At 38.7% G+C, this 18,257-nt stretch carries 14 protein-coding genes and 4 tRNA genes; 16 read left to right on the forward strand and 2 right to left on the reverse strand.

What is annotated here, in order from left to right; all coding sequences use genetic code 11:
- Positions 1-41 precede the first annotated feature (41 nt).
- The 16 genes from rlmJ to GQR44_RS15045 all read left to right on the forward strand — a co-directional run bounded on the left by rlmJ (position 42) and on the right by GQR44_RS15045 (position 14,805).
- A complete protein-coding gene (gene rlmJ, locus GQR44_RS14970) occupies positions 42-884 on the forward strand; it encodes a 23S rRNA (adenine(2030)-N(6))-methyltransferase RlmJ (RefSeq protein WP_166372546.1) in 843 nt (280 codons plus the stop codon).
- A gap of 570 nt (positions 885-1,454) precedes the next feature.
- Positions 1,455-4,082, forward strand: coding sequence for an alanine--tRNA ligase (alaS, locus tag GQR44_RS14975; RefSeq protein ID WP_166372547.1), 2,628 nt, complete (start codon positions 1,455-1,457; stop codon positions 4,080-4,082).
- 41 nt (positions 4,083-4,123) lie between these two features.
- The gene (locus tag GQR44_RS14980) at positions 4,124-5,356 is read left to right on the forward strand and encodes an aspartate kinase (RefSeq protein ID WP_166372548.1); all 1,233 of its coding nucleotides are present in this window, start codon (positions 4,124-4,126) and stop codon (positions 5,354-5,356) included.
- A 98-nt stretch (positions 5,357-5,454) separates the two neighbouring features.
- Positions 5,455-5,640: a carbon storage regulator CsrA gene (gene csrA / locus GQR44_RS14985; protein WP_166372549.1), complete on the forward strand. Its 186-nt coding sequence runs from the start codon at positions 5,455-5,457 to the stop codon at positions 5,638-5,640.
- Between the two features lie 175 nt (positions 5,641-5,815).
- A tRNA-Ser gene (locus GQR44_RS14990) sits at positions 5,816-5,908 on the forward strand.
- Positions 5,909-5,926: 18 nt separating this feature from the next.
- Positions 5,927-6,003 (forward strand) — tRNA-Arg (locus tag GQR44_RS14995).
- A gap of 65 nt (positions 6,004-6,068) precedes the next feature.
- Positions 6,069-6,145, forward strand: a tRNA-Arg gene (locus GQR44_RS15000).
- A gap of 78 nt (positions 6,146-6,223) precedes the next feature.
- Positions 6,224-6,300 (forward strand) — tRNA-Arg (locus tag GQR44_RS15005).
- A gap of 512 nt (positions 6,301-6,812) precedes the next feature.
- Positions 6,813-7,070: an OadG family transporter subunit gene (locus GQR44_RS15010; RefSeq protein WP_166372550.1), complete on the forward strand. Its 258-nt coding sequence runs from the start codon at positions 6,813-6,815 to the stop codon at positions 7,068-7,070.
- Between the two features lie 32 nt (positions 7,071-7,102).
- Positions 7,103-8,905: a sodium-extruding oxaloacetate decarboxylase subunit alpha gene (oadA, locus tag GQR44_RS15015; protein ID WP_166372551.1), complete on the forward strand. Its 1,803-nt coding sequence runs from the start codon at positions 7,103-7,105 to the stop codon at positions 8,903-8,905.
- 10 nt (positions 8,906-8,915) lie between these two features.
- On the forward strand, positions 8,916-10,046 hold the full coding sequence (locus GQR44_RS15020; protein WP_166372552.1) for a sodium ion-translocating decarboxylase subunit beta: 1,131 nt from the start codon (positions 8,916-8,918) through the stop codon (positions 10,044-10,046).
- Between the two features lie 171 nt (positions 10,047-10,217).
- A complete protein-coding gene (locus GQR44_RS15025; RefSeq protein ID WP_166372553.1) occupies positions 10,218-10,631 on the forward strand; it encodes a DedA family protein in 414 nt (137 codons plus the stop codon).
- A gap of 150 nt (positions 10,632-10,781) precedes the next feature.
- On the forward strand, positions 10,782-12,362 hold the full coding sequence (gshA, locus tag GQR44_RS15030; RefSeq protein WP_166372554.1) for a glutamate--cysteine ligase: 1,581 nt from the start codon (positions 10,782-10,784) through the stop codon (positions 12,360-12,362).
- A 174-nt stretch (positions 12,363-12,536) separates the two neighbouring features.
- On the forward strand, positions 12,537-13,151 hold the full coding sequence (locus tag GQR44_RS15035) for a hypothetical protein (RefSeq protein ID WP_166372555.1): 615 nt from the start codon (positions 12,537-12,539) through the stop codon (positions 13,149-13,151).
- Positions 13,152-13,240: 89 nt separating this feature from the next.
- On the forward strand, positions 13,241-13,750 hold the full coding sequence (luxS, locus tag GQR44_RS15040; RefSeq protein WP_166372556.1) for an S-ribosylhomocysteine lyase: 510 nt from the start codon (positions 13,241-13,243) through the stop codon (positions 13,748-13,750).
- A gap of 131 nt (positions 13,751-13,881) precedes the next feature.
- A complete protein-coding gene (locus GQR44_RS15045) occupies positions 13,882-14,805 on the forward strand; it encodes a LysR substrate-binding domain-containing protein (protein ID WP_166372557.1) in 924 nt (307 codons plus the stop codon).
- A gap of 90 nt (positions 14,806-14,895) precedes the next feature.
- Here GQR44_RS15045 and focA read toward each other — a convergent pair whose 3' ends face one another.
- Both focA and GQR44_RS15055 read right to left on the reverse strand, forming a co-directional pair.
- A complete protein-coding gene (gene focA, locus GQR44_RS15050; RefSeq protein ID WP_166372578.1) occupies positions 14,896-16,440 on the reverse strand; it encodes a formate transporter FocA in 1,545 nt (514 codons plus the stop codon).
- A 444-nt stretch (positions 16,441-16,884) separates the two neighbouring features.
- Positions 16,885-18,159 (reverse strand): CNNM domain-containing protein, encoded by a 1,275-nt coding sequence (locus GQR44_RS15055; protein ID WP_166372558.1) that lies wholly within the window; start codon positions 18,157-18,159, stop codon positions 16,885-16,887.
- Positions 18,160-18,257: the final 98 nt, after the last annotated feature.

Raw genomic sequence — 18,257 nt, forward strand, 5'->3', positions numbered from 1 at the left:
TTTATACTACGGCAGTCATTTTTTATTTTTTTGGAGTTTTTGTGCTGAGTTATCGCCATTCATACCATGCTGGGAATTTTGCAGATGTTTTAAAGCATACTGTATTAACTTCTATCCTTGATTACTTATTACAAAAAGACAAAGCTTTTTGTTATTTAGATACACACTCTGGTTGTGGCGCTTATCAATTAGACTCTGCGCAATCGTTAAAAACTGGTGAGTTTAATAATGGTATCGGTGCATTGTGGAACTTAACTAATTTACCGGTTCCCGTGGCACGTTATTTAGATCAAGTGAAAGCATTTAATGGGGAAGGGGCGTTATTGTCTTATCCTGGTTCTCCGATGATTTGTAACCAAATGCGTCGTGACGAAGACCGTATGTTCTTATTTGAATTACATCCGAATGAGTTTACTAATATGCGCGGCAACTTCTCTGGCGATCGCAGCATTAAAATGGCGAATAGTGATGGTTTACAAGGACTGATTGCTAATATGCCACCTAAAGAGCGCCGTGGTTTGGTATTAATTGATCCTTCCTATGAGATTAAAACCGAATATGATGAAGTGGTTGAAAAGCTAATTGCTGCACATCGTCGTTTTGCAACGGGGACTTATGCATTATGGTACCCAGTAGTGAAGCGACAATTAATTTCAAAAATGGAAAGATCCTTAAAAGCGTCAGGTATTCAAAATATTCAACTCTATGAATTGGCGATTGAAGCGGATAAAGAAGAGAGAGGCATGACCTCTAGTGGCATGATTGTAATTAATCCACCTTGGACGTTACAAAAAGAGATGCAACATAGTTTACCGTTTTTAGCGGAAACACTAGGCATTAACGGTGAAGGTTTTTACCGTATTGAAACGTTAGTCGCTGAGTAAGCACTTATTGGTTACCGATGGGTAACCAATACTTTTCACCTTCGAATTAAATTATTCAAGGTTATTTTTACCTGCATTTATTTGCGGCGTAAATAAATATAATAAAGTTGTATATTTGGGGGACGGAGGCTGTAACGAGTCATTTATACCTCTATCATCCTGCGATAGCATCAAAAAATAGCGGCTCTTTTTCTATAGTGCTAGATAATCCTTCGATAACCTACAAATCTTTCTTATTAAAAACCTATTAAAAGCAATGTTTTATCTTTTCATTAACATTGATAGAAATGATTGTTCTGATGCTGATAAATAAGCTTGTTTAAAGCTTACTTTAATGAAAAAAGAGCCGTGCAGGTATAATCTAAATCCTATAAACGGCAAGTTCGCAGGTTTGCTTATTCGGAACGGGTATATTAATGACTAAATTATTGTCAACACTCTATTTATCCCTACTTTCACCCACACCATCAGCATGATATATTAGCCTCCATTTATTTTTTCATCTATTTAGCCCTTAAAGACTCACTTTTTTAAGAATACCTAAATTGACACTTTTACATGGAATAAGTCATGACTAAATCGACCGCTGATATTCGCCAAGGATTTATGGATTTCTTTGGTAAGAAAGGGCATCAAACCGTGAGCAGTAGTTCTCTCGTCCCTGATAATGACCCTACTTTGTTATTTACTAATGCAGGTATGAATCAATTTAAAGATACCTTTTTAGGCACTGAAAAAAGAGCTTATACTCGCGCAACGTCAAGCCAACGTTGTGTTCGTGCTGGTGGTAAACACAACGATCTAGATAACGTTGGTTACACTGCTCGTCACCATACTTTTTTTGAAATGTTGGGTAACTTCAGTTTTGGTGATTACTTTAAAGAAGATGCCATTGGTTTTGCGTGGGAATACTTAACTGACGTTTTGAAAATACCAAAAGAAAAGTTACTTGTTACTGTTTATGAAAGTGATGACGAAGCATTTTCATTATGGGCGAATAAAATCGGTGTACCAGAAGACAAAATAATTCGCATTGGTGATAAATCACCTGATAAAAAATATGAGTCTGATAACTTTTGGTCAATGGGCGATACTGGACCTTGTGGTCCATGTTCTGAAATTTTCTACGATCACGGTGAACACATTTGGGGTGGTCCTCCAGGAACTCCTGAAGAAGATGGCGACCGTTTCATTGAAATCTGGAATATCGTTTTCATGCAATTTAACCGTAGTGCTGACGGTACAATGGAAAACCTACCTAATCCATCTATTGATACGGGTATGGGCTTAGAGCGTATCTCTGCGATTATTCAAAACGGTCATTCAAACTATGATATCGATCTATTCCAAGGCTTGATCCAAAAAGTAGCGGATGTAACCGGCGCAGAAGATTTACAAGATAAATCATTACGTGTTGTTGCCGACCATATTCGTTCATGTGGTTTCTTGATCTGCGATGGTGTGATGCCGTCTAACGAAGGACGTGGTTATGTATTACGTCGTATTATTCGTCGCGCAGTTCGCCACGGTCATAAATTAGGTGCGAAAGAAGTATTCTTTTACCGTATTTATGAAGAGCTAGTTAAACAGATGGGCGATGCTTACCCTGAACTAGGTCAGCAACAAGAGTTCGTTGAAAAAATCTTACGTTTAGAGGAAGAGCAGTTTGGTAAAACACTAGAGCGTGGTTTACAAATTCTAGATAATGAATTAGATGCTTTGCAGGGATCTATTATTCCTGGTGATGTTGTTTTCAAACTTTACGATACTTATGGTTTCCCTGCTGATTTAACCGCAGATATTGCGCGTGAGCGAGAGCTAACTATCGACCAAGATGGGTTTGACTCTGCAATGGCTGAGCAACGTAAACGTGCTCAAGCAGCAAATAACTTCGGTAAAGATTATAACGACGTATTAAAAATTGAAGACAAAACTGAGTTTATTGGTTACCAAACGCTAACAGGCACTTCTACCGTGACAGCCTTGATCAAAGAAGGTCAGTTTGTTGATAGTTTAGTAGAAGGTGACAACGCACAAATAGTGCTAGCTGAAACTCCATTTTATGCGGAGTCAGGCGGTCAAGTTGGTGATGCAGGTGTGCTTAAGTTGAGCAATGGTATTTTTGTTGTAACTGATACTAAAAAATCTGCTGATGCTTTCTTACATATTGGTTATGTGAGTATGGGCTCTATCAAAGCGAATGAGTCTGTTGAAGCTGAAGTCGATGCTGAACGTCGTAAATCAATTGCATTACACCATTCTGCAACGCATTTATTACATGAAGCGTTACGCCAAACGTTAGGTGAGCATGTGACTCAAAAAGGGTCGTTATGTGATGCTGAGAAGTTACGTTTTGATTTCTCTCACTTTGAGGCAGTATCTGCTGAAGCACTTAATAAAGTGACATACATTGTTAACCAAGCAATTCGTAACAACTATGAAGTTGTGACTAAATTGATGGATATCGAAGAAGCTAAGAACCAAGGTGCAATGGCATTATTTGGTGAGAAATATGGCGATATGGTACGTGTTGTACAAATGGGCGATTTCTCTACTGAATTATGTGGCGGTACGCATGTACAACGTACGGGCGATATGGGGTTATTTATCATTACTTCTGAAGCAGGAACTGCTGCAGGTGTTCGTCGTATTGAAGCGGCTGCGGGTGATGCTGCTGGCAATGTATTGCAAAACCTGCGTGAGCAATTCAACAAAGCCTGTGATTTAGTCAAAGGTGATTCATTCACTCTAGGTGAAAAAATTCTACAAACACTGGACCGTAATAAAGTGCTTGAGAAAGAATTAGCACAACTTAAAGCTAAAGTAGCAAGTGAAGCGGGCTCAAATCTGACTGAGCAAGCAATTGATATCAATGGCGTTAAAGTTGTTGTTGCTTATATGGAAGGTATTGACCCTAAAACATTACGCGACAGTGTTGACGAAATGAAAAACAAACTACAATCAGGCATCGTGGTGTTAGCGACAACAGTCGGTGATGACAAAGTTAGTTTGATTGCAGGTGTGACTAAAGATTTAACTAACAAAGTCAAAGCGGGTGAGTTGGTTAATGTTGTTGCCATTCCTGTTGGTGGTAAAGGCGGCGGTCGCCCTGATATGGCGATGGCTGGAGGAAATAATCCTGCTGCATTAAAAGATGCACTGGCACTAGTAGAACCTTGGTTAATTGAACGTTTATAATAATTAAGAGTCTATACCCAACTGTATAGCAAGGAATAAAGATGGCACTAATAGTTCAAAAATATGGCGGTACTTCCGTTGGCACTGTGGAGCGAATCAAAGCAGTGGCTGACAAAGTAAAAGCTACAAAAGAAGCGGGCCATGATGTTGTGGTTGTTTTATCCGCAATGTCTGGTGAAACCAATCGTTTAATTGCTTTAGCGAAAGAATTTATTGAGAAACCAAGTGCACGTGAAATGGATGTATTATTAACAACCGGCGAGCAAACCACGATCGCATTATTGTCGATGGCGTTGCATAACTTAGGTGTTGATGCGGTTTCCATGACCGGTGATCAAATTCGATTGAAAACCGATCGCAGCCATTCTAAAGCACGTATATTAGATGTCGAAACTGAAAATCTACAAAAACACTTAAAGCAAGGTCGTGTTGTTGTTGTCGCTGGCTTTCAAGGCCGCAGTGAAGATAATGACATTACCACGCTTGGGCGTGGTGGCAGTGATACGTCTGCCGTAGCGATTGCTGCTGCATTAAAAGCGGACGAGTGCCAAATCTACACCGACGTTGACGGTGTTTATACAACAGATCCACGCGTTGAGCCTAATGCTCGTCGTCTTGATAGCATCACCTTTGAAGAGATGTTAGAGATGGCTAGCTTAGGCGCAAAAGTGTTACAAATTCGTTCTGTTGAATTTGCAGGGAAATACAACGTGCCACTACGTGTACTTTCTAGTTTTAAAGATGGTGGTGGTACGTTAATTAGTTATGAGGAAAATAAAATGGAATCTCCTGTTATCTCTGGCATCGCATTTAATCGTGACGAAGCGCGTCTAACGTTATCAGGTGTTCCTGATCAACCGACTGTTGCAGCACAAATACTTTCTCCTATTGGTGCCGCTAATATCGACGTTGATATGATTGTGCAAAATACATTAGGTGATGGTAAAACTGATTTTACGTTTACTGTACATCGTGATGATTATGTTGAAGCAACTAAATTGTTAGAAGTTGTTTGTACTAAGTTGAATGCTGACTCAGTACAAGGTAATAACGAGATTGCTAAAGTGTCTATTGTGGGTGTGGGTATGTGGAATCACCCTGGTGTGGCACAAAAAATGTTTGAAACCTTAGGTGAAGAAGGGATCAACATGCACCAAATTGCTACTTCTGAGATTAAAATTTCAGTGTTAGTAGATAGTAAGTACTTAGAATTGGCTGTACGCGCATTGCATAAAGCATTTGAACTAGAGTCTGAACCAAAGCAAGAAAAATAGAAATTGTGAACTGGGCACTAAATAAAAGATGAATTTAGTGCTTAGTGAGCCATACTCATGTTAACGGAAATGAAATAAAAATAATTTAGGAGCAGGATATGCTAATTTTAACGCGCCGTGTAGGCGAAACTCTTATGATTGGTGACAACGTGACCGTTACTGTTTTAGGTGTTAAAGGTAACCAAGTACGTGTCGGTGTTAATGCGCCAAAAGATGTGTCAGTGCATCGTGAAGAGATTTATATGCGTATTCAAGCAGAAAAGAACGCAGCCAGTTCACAGTAGACAGTGAATTGTTATTTAAAGAAGAGCTTAATTGCTCTTTTTTTATGTCTAAAATTCAACCATAATAGATAAAAAACAAGCAGTTTGTTTAATTACCAAGCAAGCAGTAAATTATTATGCTAAAAAGGTTTGACTTGTTTTCAGAAGACAGTAATATGTGCGCCAACAAGACGACGGTGGGGTGGCCGAGTGGCCGAAGGCGCTCCCCTGCTAAGGGAGTAACGGGTTTATAGCCTGTTCGAGGGTTCGAATCCCTCCTCCACCGCCATTCTTGTAGATTCTTAAAGCGGGTGTAGCTCAGCTGGATAGAGTACCTGGCTACGAACCAGGCGGTCAGGGGTTCGAATCCCTTCACCCGCACCATCTTTCTATTTGCACGAAAAGACGGTGAGCTTAAGAATTGAAATAAAAACATAAAGAATATCGCGGCGGGTGTAGCTCAGCTGGATAGAGTACCTGGCTACGAACCAGGCGGTCAGGGGTTCGAATCCCTTCACCCGCACCATTCTTTACAAGCTTACGAAAGTAAGTTTTTTTGTTTTTAGAGCTTATTAATATTATTCCCAATAATATTAAGCACCATGCGGGTGTAGCTCAGCTGGATAGAGTACCTGGCTACGAACCAGGCGGTCAGGGGTTCGAATCCCTTCACCCGCACCATTTCTTTATATTTCCATATATAATTTTATCTATTCCCTATAAATTCAAGTCCATTTGAATATTTAATCATAATAAATGACTATATTTATTTTTTTATGCTTATTTTTTCTTTAAAAATGCATGTTTTCTTCATAATTATGCATAAATAGTCAGTTTGTTTTATTTCTAAATAGTGATTTAGACCTCCCTTGCTTTCATCTTTATTAGACTATTTTTTGTTAAATGCAAACTATGGAAGTTGAGTCAAATTCCATTGCTTTCATTTTTTAGCCAAAACCACTATAATAAGCCCCTGTGAAACACTATTTTACTGAAAATACATATGTTCAACGCGTATTAAATCAAGTATTCTGGTGGTTGATGTTTATTATTTACATGGATTTAATCGTGATAAGTATTCAATACCCACTGTTGGCAGCATATTAAATATTTATTAGATTTGAATAAATATTCATTTTTAATCTGTTGAATGGCTGTTTCAGTGTGTATCTAGAAAAGGAAAGGGTACATTTATGGATATTACAGGATCTTTAGTTACTGCATTTATGCTATTGGGTCTCGGCATGGCATTTGTTTATATGTTTTTAGGTTTATTATTTATTTGTATAAATCTAATGGCTAAATATATTCCTGCAGACAAACCTGTTATTTCAGCTAAGCGTAAAGCACCCGTCGCTACTCAAGCTGCAAGTCAAACACAAGTAAGCCCTCAGGTAATCGCTGCAATCACTAGTGCAGTGCAACAATACCGCAAAGCACGAACAGTTTAATGGACAAAGAATCAATAAAGGAGCAAGTGAATATGTCTAAGCCTCTCGCAATCACCGAAGTTGTTTTACGTGATGCACACCAATCATTATTTGCAACACGTATGCGTATTGACGATATGTTACCAATCGCAGAGAAATTAGATAAAGTAGGCTATTGGTCTTTAGAGACTTGGGGTGGTGCTACTTTCGATTCATGTATTCGTTATCTAGGTGAAGATCCTTGGGATCGTATTCGCGCTTTAAAAGCGGCGATGCCAAATACACCACAACAAATGCTGTTAAGAGGTCAAAACCTATTAGGCTACCGTCATTATGCTGATGATGTGGTCCAGAAGTTTGTTGAACGTGCACACACTAATGGCGTAGACGTATTTCGTATTTTCGATGCAATGAATGACGTGCGTAATTTTGAGACGGCGATTAAGTCTGCCGTTGAAGTTGGTGCTCATGCTCAAGGTGCTCTTTCTTACACTACTAGTCCAGTCCATACCATTGATGGTTGGGTTGATATGGCGAAACGTCTTGAAGACATGGGGGCTCACTCTATCTGTATTAAAGATATGGCGGGTCTATTAAAACCTTATGTTGCAGAAGAGTTAGTCACAAAAATTAAAGCTTGCACCAATATCCCATTAGCCTTGCATTGTCATGCAACAACCGGTCTTAGTTTAGCGACTCAACAAAAAGCGATTGATGCTGGTGTTGATATTATTGATAGCGCTATCTCTTCAATGAGTATGACCTACGGTCATTCACCAACGGAGACATTAGTTTCTATTGTAGAGGGAACGCCGCGTGATACTGGGTTGGACTTACATCAATTAGAAGATATTTCTGCTTACTTCCGCGAAGTGCGTAAAAAATATGTGAAATTTGAAGGCGAATTGAAAGGTGTTGATCCACGTATTTTGATAGCACAAGTACCGGGCGGTATGTTAACTAATATGGAAAGCCAACTTAAACAGCAGGGTGCTGCAGATAAGATGGATGAAGTATTAAAAGAAATTACCTGTGTTCGTGAAGATCTTGGTTTAATTCCATTGGTAACGCCTACTTCTCAAATTGTTGGTACACAAGCAGTGATCAATGTATTGATGGGTGAGCGTTATAAAAATATCACTAAAGAAACGGCGGGTGTATTAAAAGGTGAATATGGAGCAACTCCGGCACCTGTTAATGCTGAATTACAAGCTAAAGTATTAGATGGCGCGACAGCAATTACTTGTCGTCCAGCGGATAATATTAAACCAGAAATGGCATCGATCGAAGCTGAGTTCAAAAAGCTAGCTGCTGAAAAAGGCGTTAAAGTTGCTGATAATGAGATTGATGACGCGCTTATTTATGCGTTGTTCCCTGAAATCGGACTTAAATTCTTAGAAAACCGCAACAACCCAGATGCATTTGAGCCTGTACCAAGTGCTGATGATATGAAAGTTGCTAACACTCCTGCTAAAGCTAAAAATGCGCCAGAGTCTTACTCGGTTTCGGTTGATGGACAACTATTTAACGTACAAGTTGGTCCAGAAGGTAGTATCGATGGTATTTCTCCAGTCAAAGCCAATGCTGCACAGGTGAACACAACAGTTGCGTCGTCAGCTACAGCACCAGCTGCTGACGCCGAAGGTGAGGATGTACCGGCACCTTTAGCGGGTAATATCTTTAAAGTACTCGTAAACAAGGGTGATCACGTCGACGAAGGTGATGTACTGGTGATTATGGAAGCGATGAAAATGGAAACTGAAATTCGTGCTCCAAAATCAGGTACAGTGCAAGCCGTTAACATCAGAGAAGGCGATGCTGTGAATGTCGGTGACTCACTGTTTGTAATAGGTTAAGGAAGATAACGTGAATGGATTAATGACACTATGGGCCGATACGGGAATTGCAAATTTCCAGTGGCCTGAATTAGTGATGATGGCCGTTGGTGGTTTGCTATTGTATTTAGCGATCGCACGTAAGTTTGAGCCCTTATTATTACTACCGATTGGTTTTGGCGCTATTTTAGCGAATATTCCTAATGCAGGTTTTAATGATGAAGGTGGCATGCTTTATTACATCTACCATATTGGTATTGAAACGGGTGTATTCCCGTTAATTATCTTCATGGGGGTAGGAGCATTAACCGACTTTGGTGCCTTGATTGCTAATCCTAAAACCTTATTTTTAGGTGCAGCTGCTCAGTTTGGTATTTTTGCGACGTTATTTGGCGCTATTTTATTAAACTTAGTACCTGGTTTTGAATTCACGCTTGCAGATGCTTCTGCGATTGCCATTATAGGTGGAGCAGATGGGCCGACGGCTATTTTCTTAGCCTCTAAACTTGCCCCTGACTTACTTGGTGCAATAGCGGTTGCTGCTTACTCATATATGGCATTGGTTCCTATTATTCAACCGCCGATCATGCGAGCTTTAACAACGCCTGAAGAGCGTCAAATTAAAATGGAACAGTTACGCCCAGTTAGTAAGAAAGAAAAAATTATCTTTCCGTTAGCGGTGTTATTCATGACTATCTTATTTTTACCTGCAGCCACGCCATTGGTTGGTATGTTCTGTTTAGGTAATTTGATGCGAGAGTCTGGTGTTGTTGATCGTTTAAGTTCAACTGCACAAAATGAATTGATTAATATTGTTACGATTTTCTTAGGCTTAGGCGTTGGTTCTAAACTATCTGCAGATAAGTTCTTGAACTTAGAAACATTGGGTATTTTAGGATTAGGTGCGATTGCTTTCTCGATTGGTACTGCCTCTGGTGTATTGATGGCTAAAGCAATGGGACGTTTCTCGAAAAGTCCTATCAATCCTTTGATTGGTGCTGCCGGAGTTTCTGCAGTACCGATGGCCGCGCGTGTTGCTAACAAAGTTGGATTAGAAGCAAATCCACATAACTTCTTACTAATGCATGCAATGGGCCCTAACGTGGCTGGTGTATTAGGGAGTGCGGTTGCTGCTGGTGTATTATTAGCGATTGTTGGTTAGATAAGCTGATAACAATTACACTTATTGATTGAGGCCACTTTTTAGTGGCCTTTTTTATATGCTTTCGCAATACTTATTCTTAAAAAGTAAGGGTAGGAAAAAAGAGGGAAGGATTTTTGAGTGTTTTCCTGCAAAATAGAGAATTATCTTTGCTATCTTTAAGAAAAATAAATGAATGATTATTGGCTGCTGTTTAGCAGTGGTTTTATCTCTTCAACATTATTTCCTGGTGGATCTGAGGTGCTGTTTATTTATTACTTGCAGCAACAGTTATCTTTAAAATGGGAATATTTTTTTGCTGTAACCATAGGTAATAGTTTAGGCGCAGTAGTCACATACTTACTCGGTTATTATATTAATTTAGGACAGGCAAAGGCGGCTTTAAAATACCCCAAAACATTATTGTTCTGTCAAAAGTGGGGAAATGTTGCATTATTATTAAGTTGGCTGCCTATTGTGGGTGATGTGATCTGCTTATTTGCTGGATGGCTTAAGCTTTCCAGAGGACCTGCTTTTATTAATATCGCGATTGGTAAAAGTTTGCGTTATTTGTTCCTAATGTTTTTATTCTTTATCTTTCCATAAGCCCCTTGATTAGGGAGTAAAAACGCTTAACAAAACATCAATTGTTTGCTGTTCTAAGTACTGCTTTCTTGTTTCTATTAAATGCTTATTTAGTTCAACTAATTTAGGTGGTAGAGTTAGCGCTCTAAAAAATCACCTAGGGGTTTACACTTGGCTAAGAATTTTCAACAGCGTATTAATTTCCTCAGCGAACATCCTGAGAGCTTCATTGCATTCGGTCGTGGTATTGAACGCGAAACGTTACGTGTAAACGAGGATGGTAAGCTATCTCAAGAGGGGCACCCTAGTGCTTACGGTAGCGCTCTTACACATACTTCTATCACCACTGATTTTGCTGAGAGTCTGTTAGAGTTTATTACGCCAGTTGCAACTAGCGTAGATCAACTTTTTAACTATCTTAATGATATTCATCATCATGTGGTTGTGAACTTGCCTAAGGAGCAATACCTTTGGCCAATGAGTATGCCTTGTTATGTAATGAGTGAAGATAGTGTGCAATTAGCGCAGTATGGTTCATCTAATATCGGCAGAATGAAAACGACTTATCGTCAAGGTCTTAAAAACCGTTACGGCAGTATGATGCAGATTATTTCTGGCGTGCATTATAACTTTTCATTACCTGCTGCGTTTTGGGATAATTGGGGTGAATTGCACGACTCACCGTTAACCGGTCAAGCAGCTCAATCTGCTGGATATATGGGGTTAATTCGAAATTACCTACGTTATGGGTGGGTTATTCCTTATTTGTTTGGTGCTTCTCCTGCTATTTGTAAATCATTCTTACAAGGTAAAGAAACAAAACTTCCCTTTGAAGCTACAGGTAAAGGAACGATTTATTTACCCTATGCAACGTCATTGCGTTTGAGTGATTTAGGTTATACCAATAGCTCTCAATCAGATTTAAACATCTGCTATAACAGCCTAAACACTTACCTTGATAGCGTGCGTAAAGCGTTATCTAAAAAAGAGTCCAAGTTTACTGCGATGGGAACGGTCAAAGATGGCGAATATGTTCAGCTTAATGATAATGTTCTGCAAATAGAGAACGAATTATATGCCTCTATTCGTGCTAAACGTGTTCAAAAAGCTAACGAGACGCCATCACAAGCATTAAAAGCACGTGGTATTGAGTATATTGAAATTCGTTCTTTAGATGTTAATCCATTTTGTAAATTAGGTATCACTGAAGAGCAAGTGAACTTCTTAGATCTATTTTTAACTTGGTGTGCAAGTGTTGAATCACCAACGTTATCACAGGAAGAATACGCAGCCTGTGCGGATAACTTTAATGAGATGGTAACACGAGGTCGTGAACCTGAACTTACTTTAACCATCGCTGAGCAAACTAAAGATGTTGCAGGTTGGGGAAAGTGGTTAAATCAACAACTGTCTGAAATGGCGTCGTTATTAGATAAAGAGCGCGTTGATAATCGCTATCAAAATGCAATGCAACATATCAGTCCTCGTTTTGAAGACCCAGAGCAAACCAGCTCTGCGCGTATTTTAAAACGCATTAAAGATTCTACGGGAGATAATGGCACATTAGCATTGAGTTTAGCAAAACAGTATAAAGTCGAGCTACAAGAGCAACCTTATTCTATTTGGTCTGAGCAGATATTTGCACAGCAAAAGCAAACTTCAATTGAAAAGCGTGAAGCCATTGAAGCTGCTGACACATTGAGTTTTCCTGATTTTTTAACCGATTACTTTACTAACGCTAAAAAAGTATAAACAGCATATAGCTGGTCATCTCTAACAGCACGTACTTTGTATGTGCTGTTAAAATTTCTCTGCATAACGTGTTAGGTTATTATTAATGTGTTTTCTGATGTTATTCATTTAGCGCCAATAAAATAGGAAAACGATACGTTATTCGTGATTAACTGAGAGGTTTAAAGTAAAGCTATGCACTTATTTAAAAAAATAATCACTTTAATTTTTCCTATCACATTAATCGCCTGTGCAACACCGCCTCCTAAAAATCCTGAAAATATTTGTGATATTTTTTTTGAAAATCGAGACTGGTATAGTGCTTCCAAAGAAATGCAAGAACGATGGGGGACACCTATTCATGTACCGATTGCTATTATGTATCAAGAAAGTAGTTTTAAACATGATGCTGCGCCACCGATGCAATATTTTTGGTTTATACCCATTGGTCGAGCGAGTGATGCCTATGGTTATGCACAAGCCAGAGACATGACTTGGAGTGACTACCAACGGGAAACGGGTAATAACTGGTCTAGTCGTGATGATTTTGATGATGCTATCGACTTTATGGGCTGGTTCACCAGCAAAACGCATAAAATAAACGGTGTGTCGAAGTGGGATGCTTACGGCCAGTATTTGAATTATCATGAGGGTTGGACAGGATACAAACGCAAGAGTTACAACAAAAAAGCGTGGTTAGTAAAAGTCTCTCGTAAAGTGGATGTACGTGCTAAAAAATATGCAACACAGTTAAAAGGTTGCCAAGAAGATTTGGATTCGAGTTGGTTATGGCGATTGTTTTATGCCTAGTTAGTAGATGCAATACTAAACACAATCGTTCAAACTCAATCCTTGAAATGAATAAATAGATAATTAATTAAGTAATAAGGAAACACCCTATGCCATTATTAGATAGTTTTACCGTTGACCATACTATTATGAAAGCGCCAGCAGTACGTATTGCTAAAACCATGCAAACACCAAGTAAGGATACTATTACAGTATTTGACTTACGTTTCACTGCGCCTAATAAAGATATTTTATCTGAAAAAGGCATTCATACATTAGAGCATCTGTATGCGGGATTTATGCGTGATCATCTCAATGGAGATCAAGTTGAAATCATCGATATTTCACCAATGGGATGTCGTACAGGGTTTTACATGAGCTTAATCGGTGCACCAACAGAACAACAAGTGGGTCAAGCTTGGTTAGCGGCAATGCAAGATGTGTTAAATGTAGAAAACCAAAACCAAATTCCAGAACTAAATGAATATCAATGTGGTACTTATGCAATGCACTCATTAGCTGAAGCAAAAGAGATTGCGCAAGCAATTATAGATGCGGGTGTTGGTATCAATAAAAATGATGATATTTCATTGTCTGCAGAGCAATTACAACAACTGTAAATCTGAGATAACTATTAAGGCTGCTTTGCAGCCTTTTTTTTGCTTTATTTTTTAGTGAATTGTTTTATATCAAGTATCAAAAACACTGATGCTTTACATTGAGGACTCAATTACGTCATTAATGGACTCTCATGAAGTACACCCTAAAGCAGTTACAAGTTTTTAATGCTATCGCGAGTAATGAAAGTGTTAGCCGCGCAGCCGAGCACTTATGCATGACACAATCTGCAGTGAGTATGTCCTTAGCACAATTAGAAAACTTACTTGACCGACCTTTGTTCATTCGCCATGGCAACCGTTTAACCTTAAGCCACTGGGGGCGATGGTTAAGACCGCAGGCGCGAAAACTGATCCAAAATGCACAACAAATTGATCAAGGCTTAAAAGATCAGCATTTAATCAGTGGTACCTTATCATTGTGTGCAAGCCAAACCGCCGCTGAACACATATTGCCAAAACTAATCAGTAATATCGATAGTGACTTCCCTGAACTACGTATAGAACTCTCCATTGAAAATAGTGAAGAGGTGATTCGAGGGTTATTAAATCATGAATTTGAATTAGGTATTATTGAAGGGCGCAATGATGATAGTCGTGTTATGCAAGAAGCTATTTTTGATGATCATTTAGTCATTTTTACTAACACCCATCACCCTTACGCACATTCAAAGGTAGTTAACCTCGCACAGTTAGAGCAAGCCCGTTGGATTTTAAGGGAACATGGAGCTGGTACGCGACGTATTTTTGAAAGCGCGGTACATGGTTTAATTGACCATCTTGATGTGTGGAAAGAATATGAAAGTGTCCCTGTTATTAAAGAATTGGTGAAAAATGGCAGTTATGTCGGCTGCTTACCTCTGTTAGATGTAAAAAGAGAAGTTGAGCGTTGTGAACTAGTCATACTGAATACTCCTGAGTTAGATATGCATCGTAGTTTATCATTTGTTTGGTTAGATGATTTAGGGCAAAACCCATTAAAAGATTGTGTTATTACAGAAGCTAAGCGTTTAGTACGTAGCATACAAAAAAATAGAATTAATCACTTTTCCGATTAATTCTATTTTTATTGAGTTGCTATGTAACCTTCGGCAGTGTCATTTTAAGTTATGCCATTTGAGTTACATAGCTTAAGTTATGCGTCTTTATCAAGCCGCTTGATGTGATGTGGTGTTTTGTTGAATATCAGAAACATCTTTTTCTTGAAACTGCATCTGTAACAGTAAATGTTGAGTAATATGCTGGCGCGTGATCGTACCCACTACGATACCATTATCAATCACTGGATAGATAGAAGGGCGTTTAGCGGCCGCTTTATTAAGGCGTTGATGGTAACTTAGGTATTGGCTTGATAATAAAACACCTGAATCGCTAACTGGGAATAAGATACTTTTATCGACGGTCATAAATTCAATTAATTCCGCAATACTTTGCTCTGGAGTGACACTTAATACTTCAGTTTGCATCACATCAGCGACACTTAACTGCTGATCTAACTCAAAATCATTTGCCCACCAGTTACGTAATAAATCTTGCTCTGATACAAAACCAAGTAGTTCTTTTTGCTCATTAATAACGACTGCTCCACGCGCTTGTTGTGCTGATAACTCTAATAAAGCAGAGGTTGCCGTTTGTTGTCCTGAAAAAGTGATAGCTTTTGTATCCATTAACTGTGCAACAGTTAGGTCAGTTAAAAAGGTATTGTTCATAATTGGTGTTCCTTGTGATGGTAAATAAGTCGTCGTAGCGAGGTCTGATGTTGATTTTTGAGTCATCGATGTTGGGGTTATTGATTCGGTTTTTAATGGCGACGGATTTGTTAATGGAACTGGAACATCTTGGTAAATTAACCAATAGCCTAAACCAACCATTACGCCTCCTCCGACAATATTGCCTAGGGTAACGGGGATTAAATTGTTGAGTACAAAATGACTCACTGTTAGGTCAGCAAAACTATTCGCGTTATATCCCAATGAGATTAAATACTCCGCTGGTACGGTATGTTGTAAAACAATGCCCAAAGGCACCATAAATAGGTTTGCGATACTATGTTCAAAACCGCTACTGACAAACATGGCAACCGGTAGTATCAGTAAGAATGACTTTGTTAACATATCTTTACTGCTAAATGTCATCCAAATACCTAAACACACCAATAGGTTACATAGCACGCCTAAGGAAAAGGCTTGTAGCCAGGTGTGGTGGATTTTATGCTGTGCAAGATGCAGTGCATTAATACCCCATTGTCCACCGTCAAGTTGGTACATTTTGGCACCAAAAATCAGTAATAAAATCAGCATCGCCCCAACAAAGTTGCCTAGGTAAACACGTACCCAGCAACCGATTAACTGCAGGGTACTTAATTTACCCTGTGCCCAGGCAACGCTACTCAATACGGTACTAGTGAATAATTCTGCTCCACATACCACTACGAGTATTAAGCCTAAACTAAATGCAGTGCCTCCCGCTAAACGTGTGAGGCCCCAAGAAGAGGCATCACTGCCGGTCGTTACCGTAACGTAAAAAACAAATGCAATGGCGATAAAAACACCCGCAAACACTGATAAGCCAAAAGAATGAAGTTTACTTTTGTTGGCTTTTTGTACGCCATAATTACTGACATCTGCTAAAGGATGTGACTTGGCTACTGCTTGGGTCGTATTCGTATTTAAGTGGTTAATGGCATGGTTCATATGCAATCACTAAGCCTCCTGCAATAAAATGATATGAAGTGGTCGTCATTGTTTATCTCCTATTGAATTCAACTATTCATTGAACACTTATTAATTGAACGCTATCGATGCGTTGTAAAAACAATACGATCCTTTTTAGTTAAAGAATATTTGATAGTTTTTATTCTCAGAATCAAAAATATTGATGCTTAGTAGCTGTTGTAAAAAATTAAGAACACATACTTACTTCAATCATTACAAGTTGGCGCAGACCATCTGCAATGATTATCTTAGTGGAGAGGTAGTTTGTTAGGAGGAATGCTGTTAAACACTAAATTTAGAGCAAAAAAAAGCAAACCGATTGGTTTGCTTGATAGAAAGTAGCTAATTTTTCATCACTCATAATAGCTAGATTAGATGATTTTTATGCAAGATGACCTAATGCTATTAATTGAGCTAATGTTATTAATTTTCCTCACTATATAAATGAGGAATAATTTTCACTAATTTAACCATATTGTTTTCAACTTCAATGATTTCCATTGGATAACCACATATACGTGTACTGATGTTGGCGGTAGGGATTGTTTCAAGATGCTCAAGAATTAAACCATTTAAAGTACGAGGCCCATCTGTAGGTAAAGACCAACCCATTTCTTTATTGAGGTCACGGATGCCTAAGCTACCTTCAATAATATAACTGTCATCTTGTTGCTTGTGGATCTCTTCTGAACTATGTGGCTCTCGGGTTGTGGTAAAGTCACCAACTATCTCTTCTAGAATATCCGCCAGAGTCACTAACCCTTGAATATCACCGTATTCGTCCACCACTAAGCCCATACGTTCTTTATTTTGTTGGAACTTTATCAATTGCGTATTAAGTGGTGTACCTTCTGGAATAAAGTACAACTCACGTACACTTCTTAACAATGTGGTTTTAGTAAAGTCTTCTTTTAACAGGATCAATAGCGAGTCACGTGCGTGTAAAAAACCAATAGAATCATCAATGGTGTCGCGGTATAACAAGGTCATAGTATGGGTACGATGTTTTAACTGCTTTAAAATCGTATCCCAATCTTGGTTGATATCAATGGCTGCGATTTCGTTACGTGGCACCATGATTTCATCGACAGTGACTTTTTCTAACTCAAGAATACTTAATAGCATTTGTTGGTGATGCTCAGGGATCATTGATCCGGCTTCATGTACAACAGAGCGTAATTCGTCACTTGATAATGCATTATCACTTTGATTATGAACACTGATACCAAATATTCTTAATAAACCGTTAGAAATACCGTTAATACACCAAACTAATGGGCTTAATATTTTTTGTAGAGGTGCTAATAAGACCGAGCTAGGGAAAGCAATTTTTTCTGGATATAAAACCGCGAGTGTTTTAGGAGTAACCTCAGCAAAAATCAGTATTACTAGTGTCAGAACGCCTGTCGCAATAGCGATACCTGCATCACCAAACATGCGTTGACCTATAATGGTGGCAATCGCAGAAGCCAATATATTAACTAAGTTGTTACCAATTAATATCAAGCCGATCAATTTATCTGGTTTGTTTAATAGTTTTTCAACACGTAGTGCAGTTTTGTTTTTGTCTGCTGCTAAGTGTCGTAAACGATAACGGTTTAAAGACATCATGCTGGTTTCTGAACTAGAGAAATAAGCTGAGATGATGATTAAAACGGCTAAACTAATAAATAATGCGCTTGTGGGTATTTCGTTCAAGAGTGCTCTCGATAGTTGCTTTTAAAAAAATTAAAAATGATGGCCTTGATATTATCGAAGAAATGCAAATATAACAAAGTAGATTTTCTAAAAAGCCC

It is taken from the genome of Psychromonas sp. SA13A (assembly GCF_011378715.1).
Classification (GTDB): Bacteria; Pseudomonadota; Gammaproteobacteria; order Enterobacterales; family Psychromonadaceae; genus Psychromonas.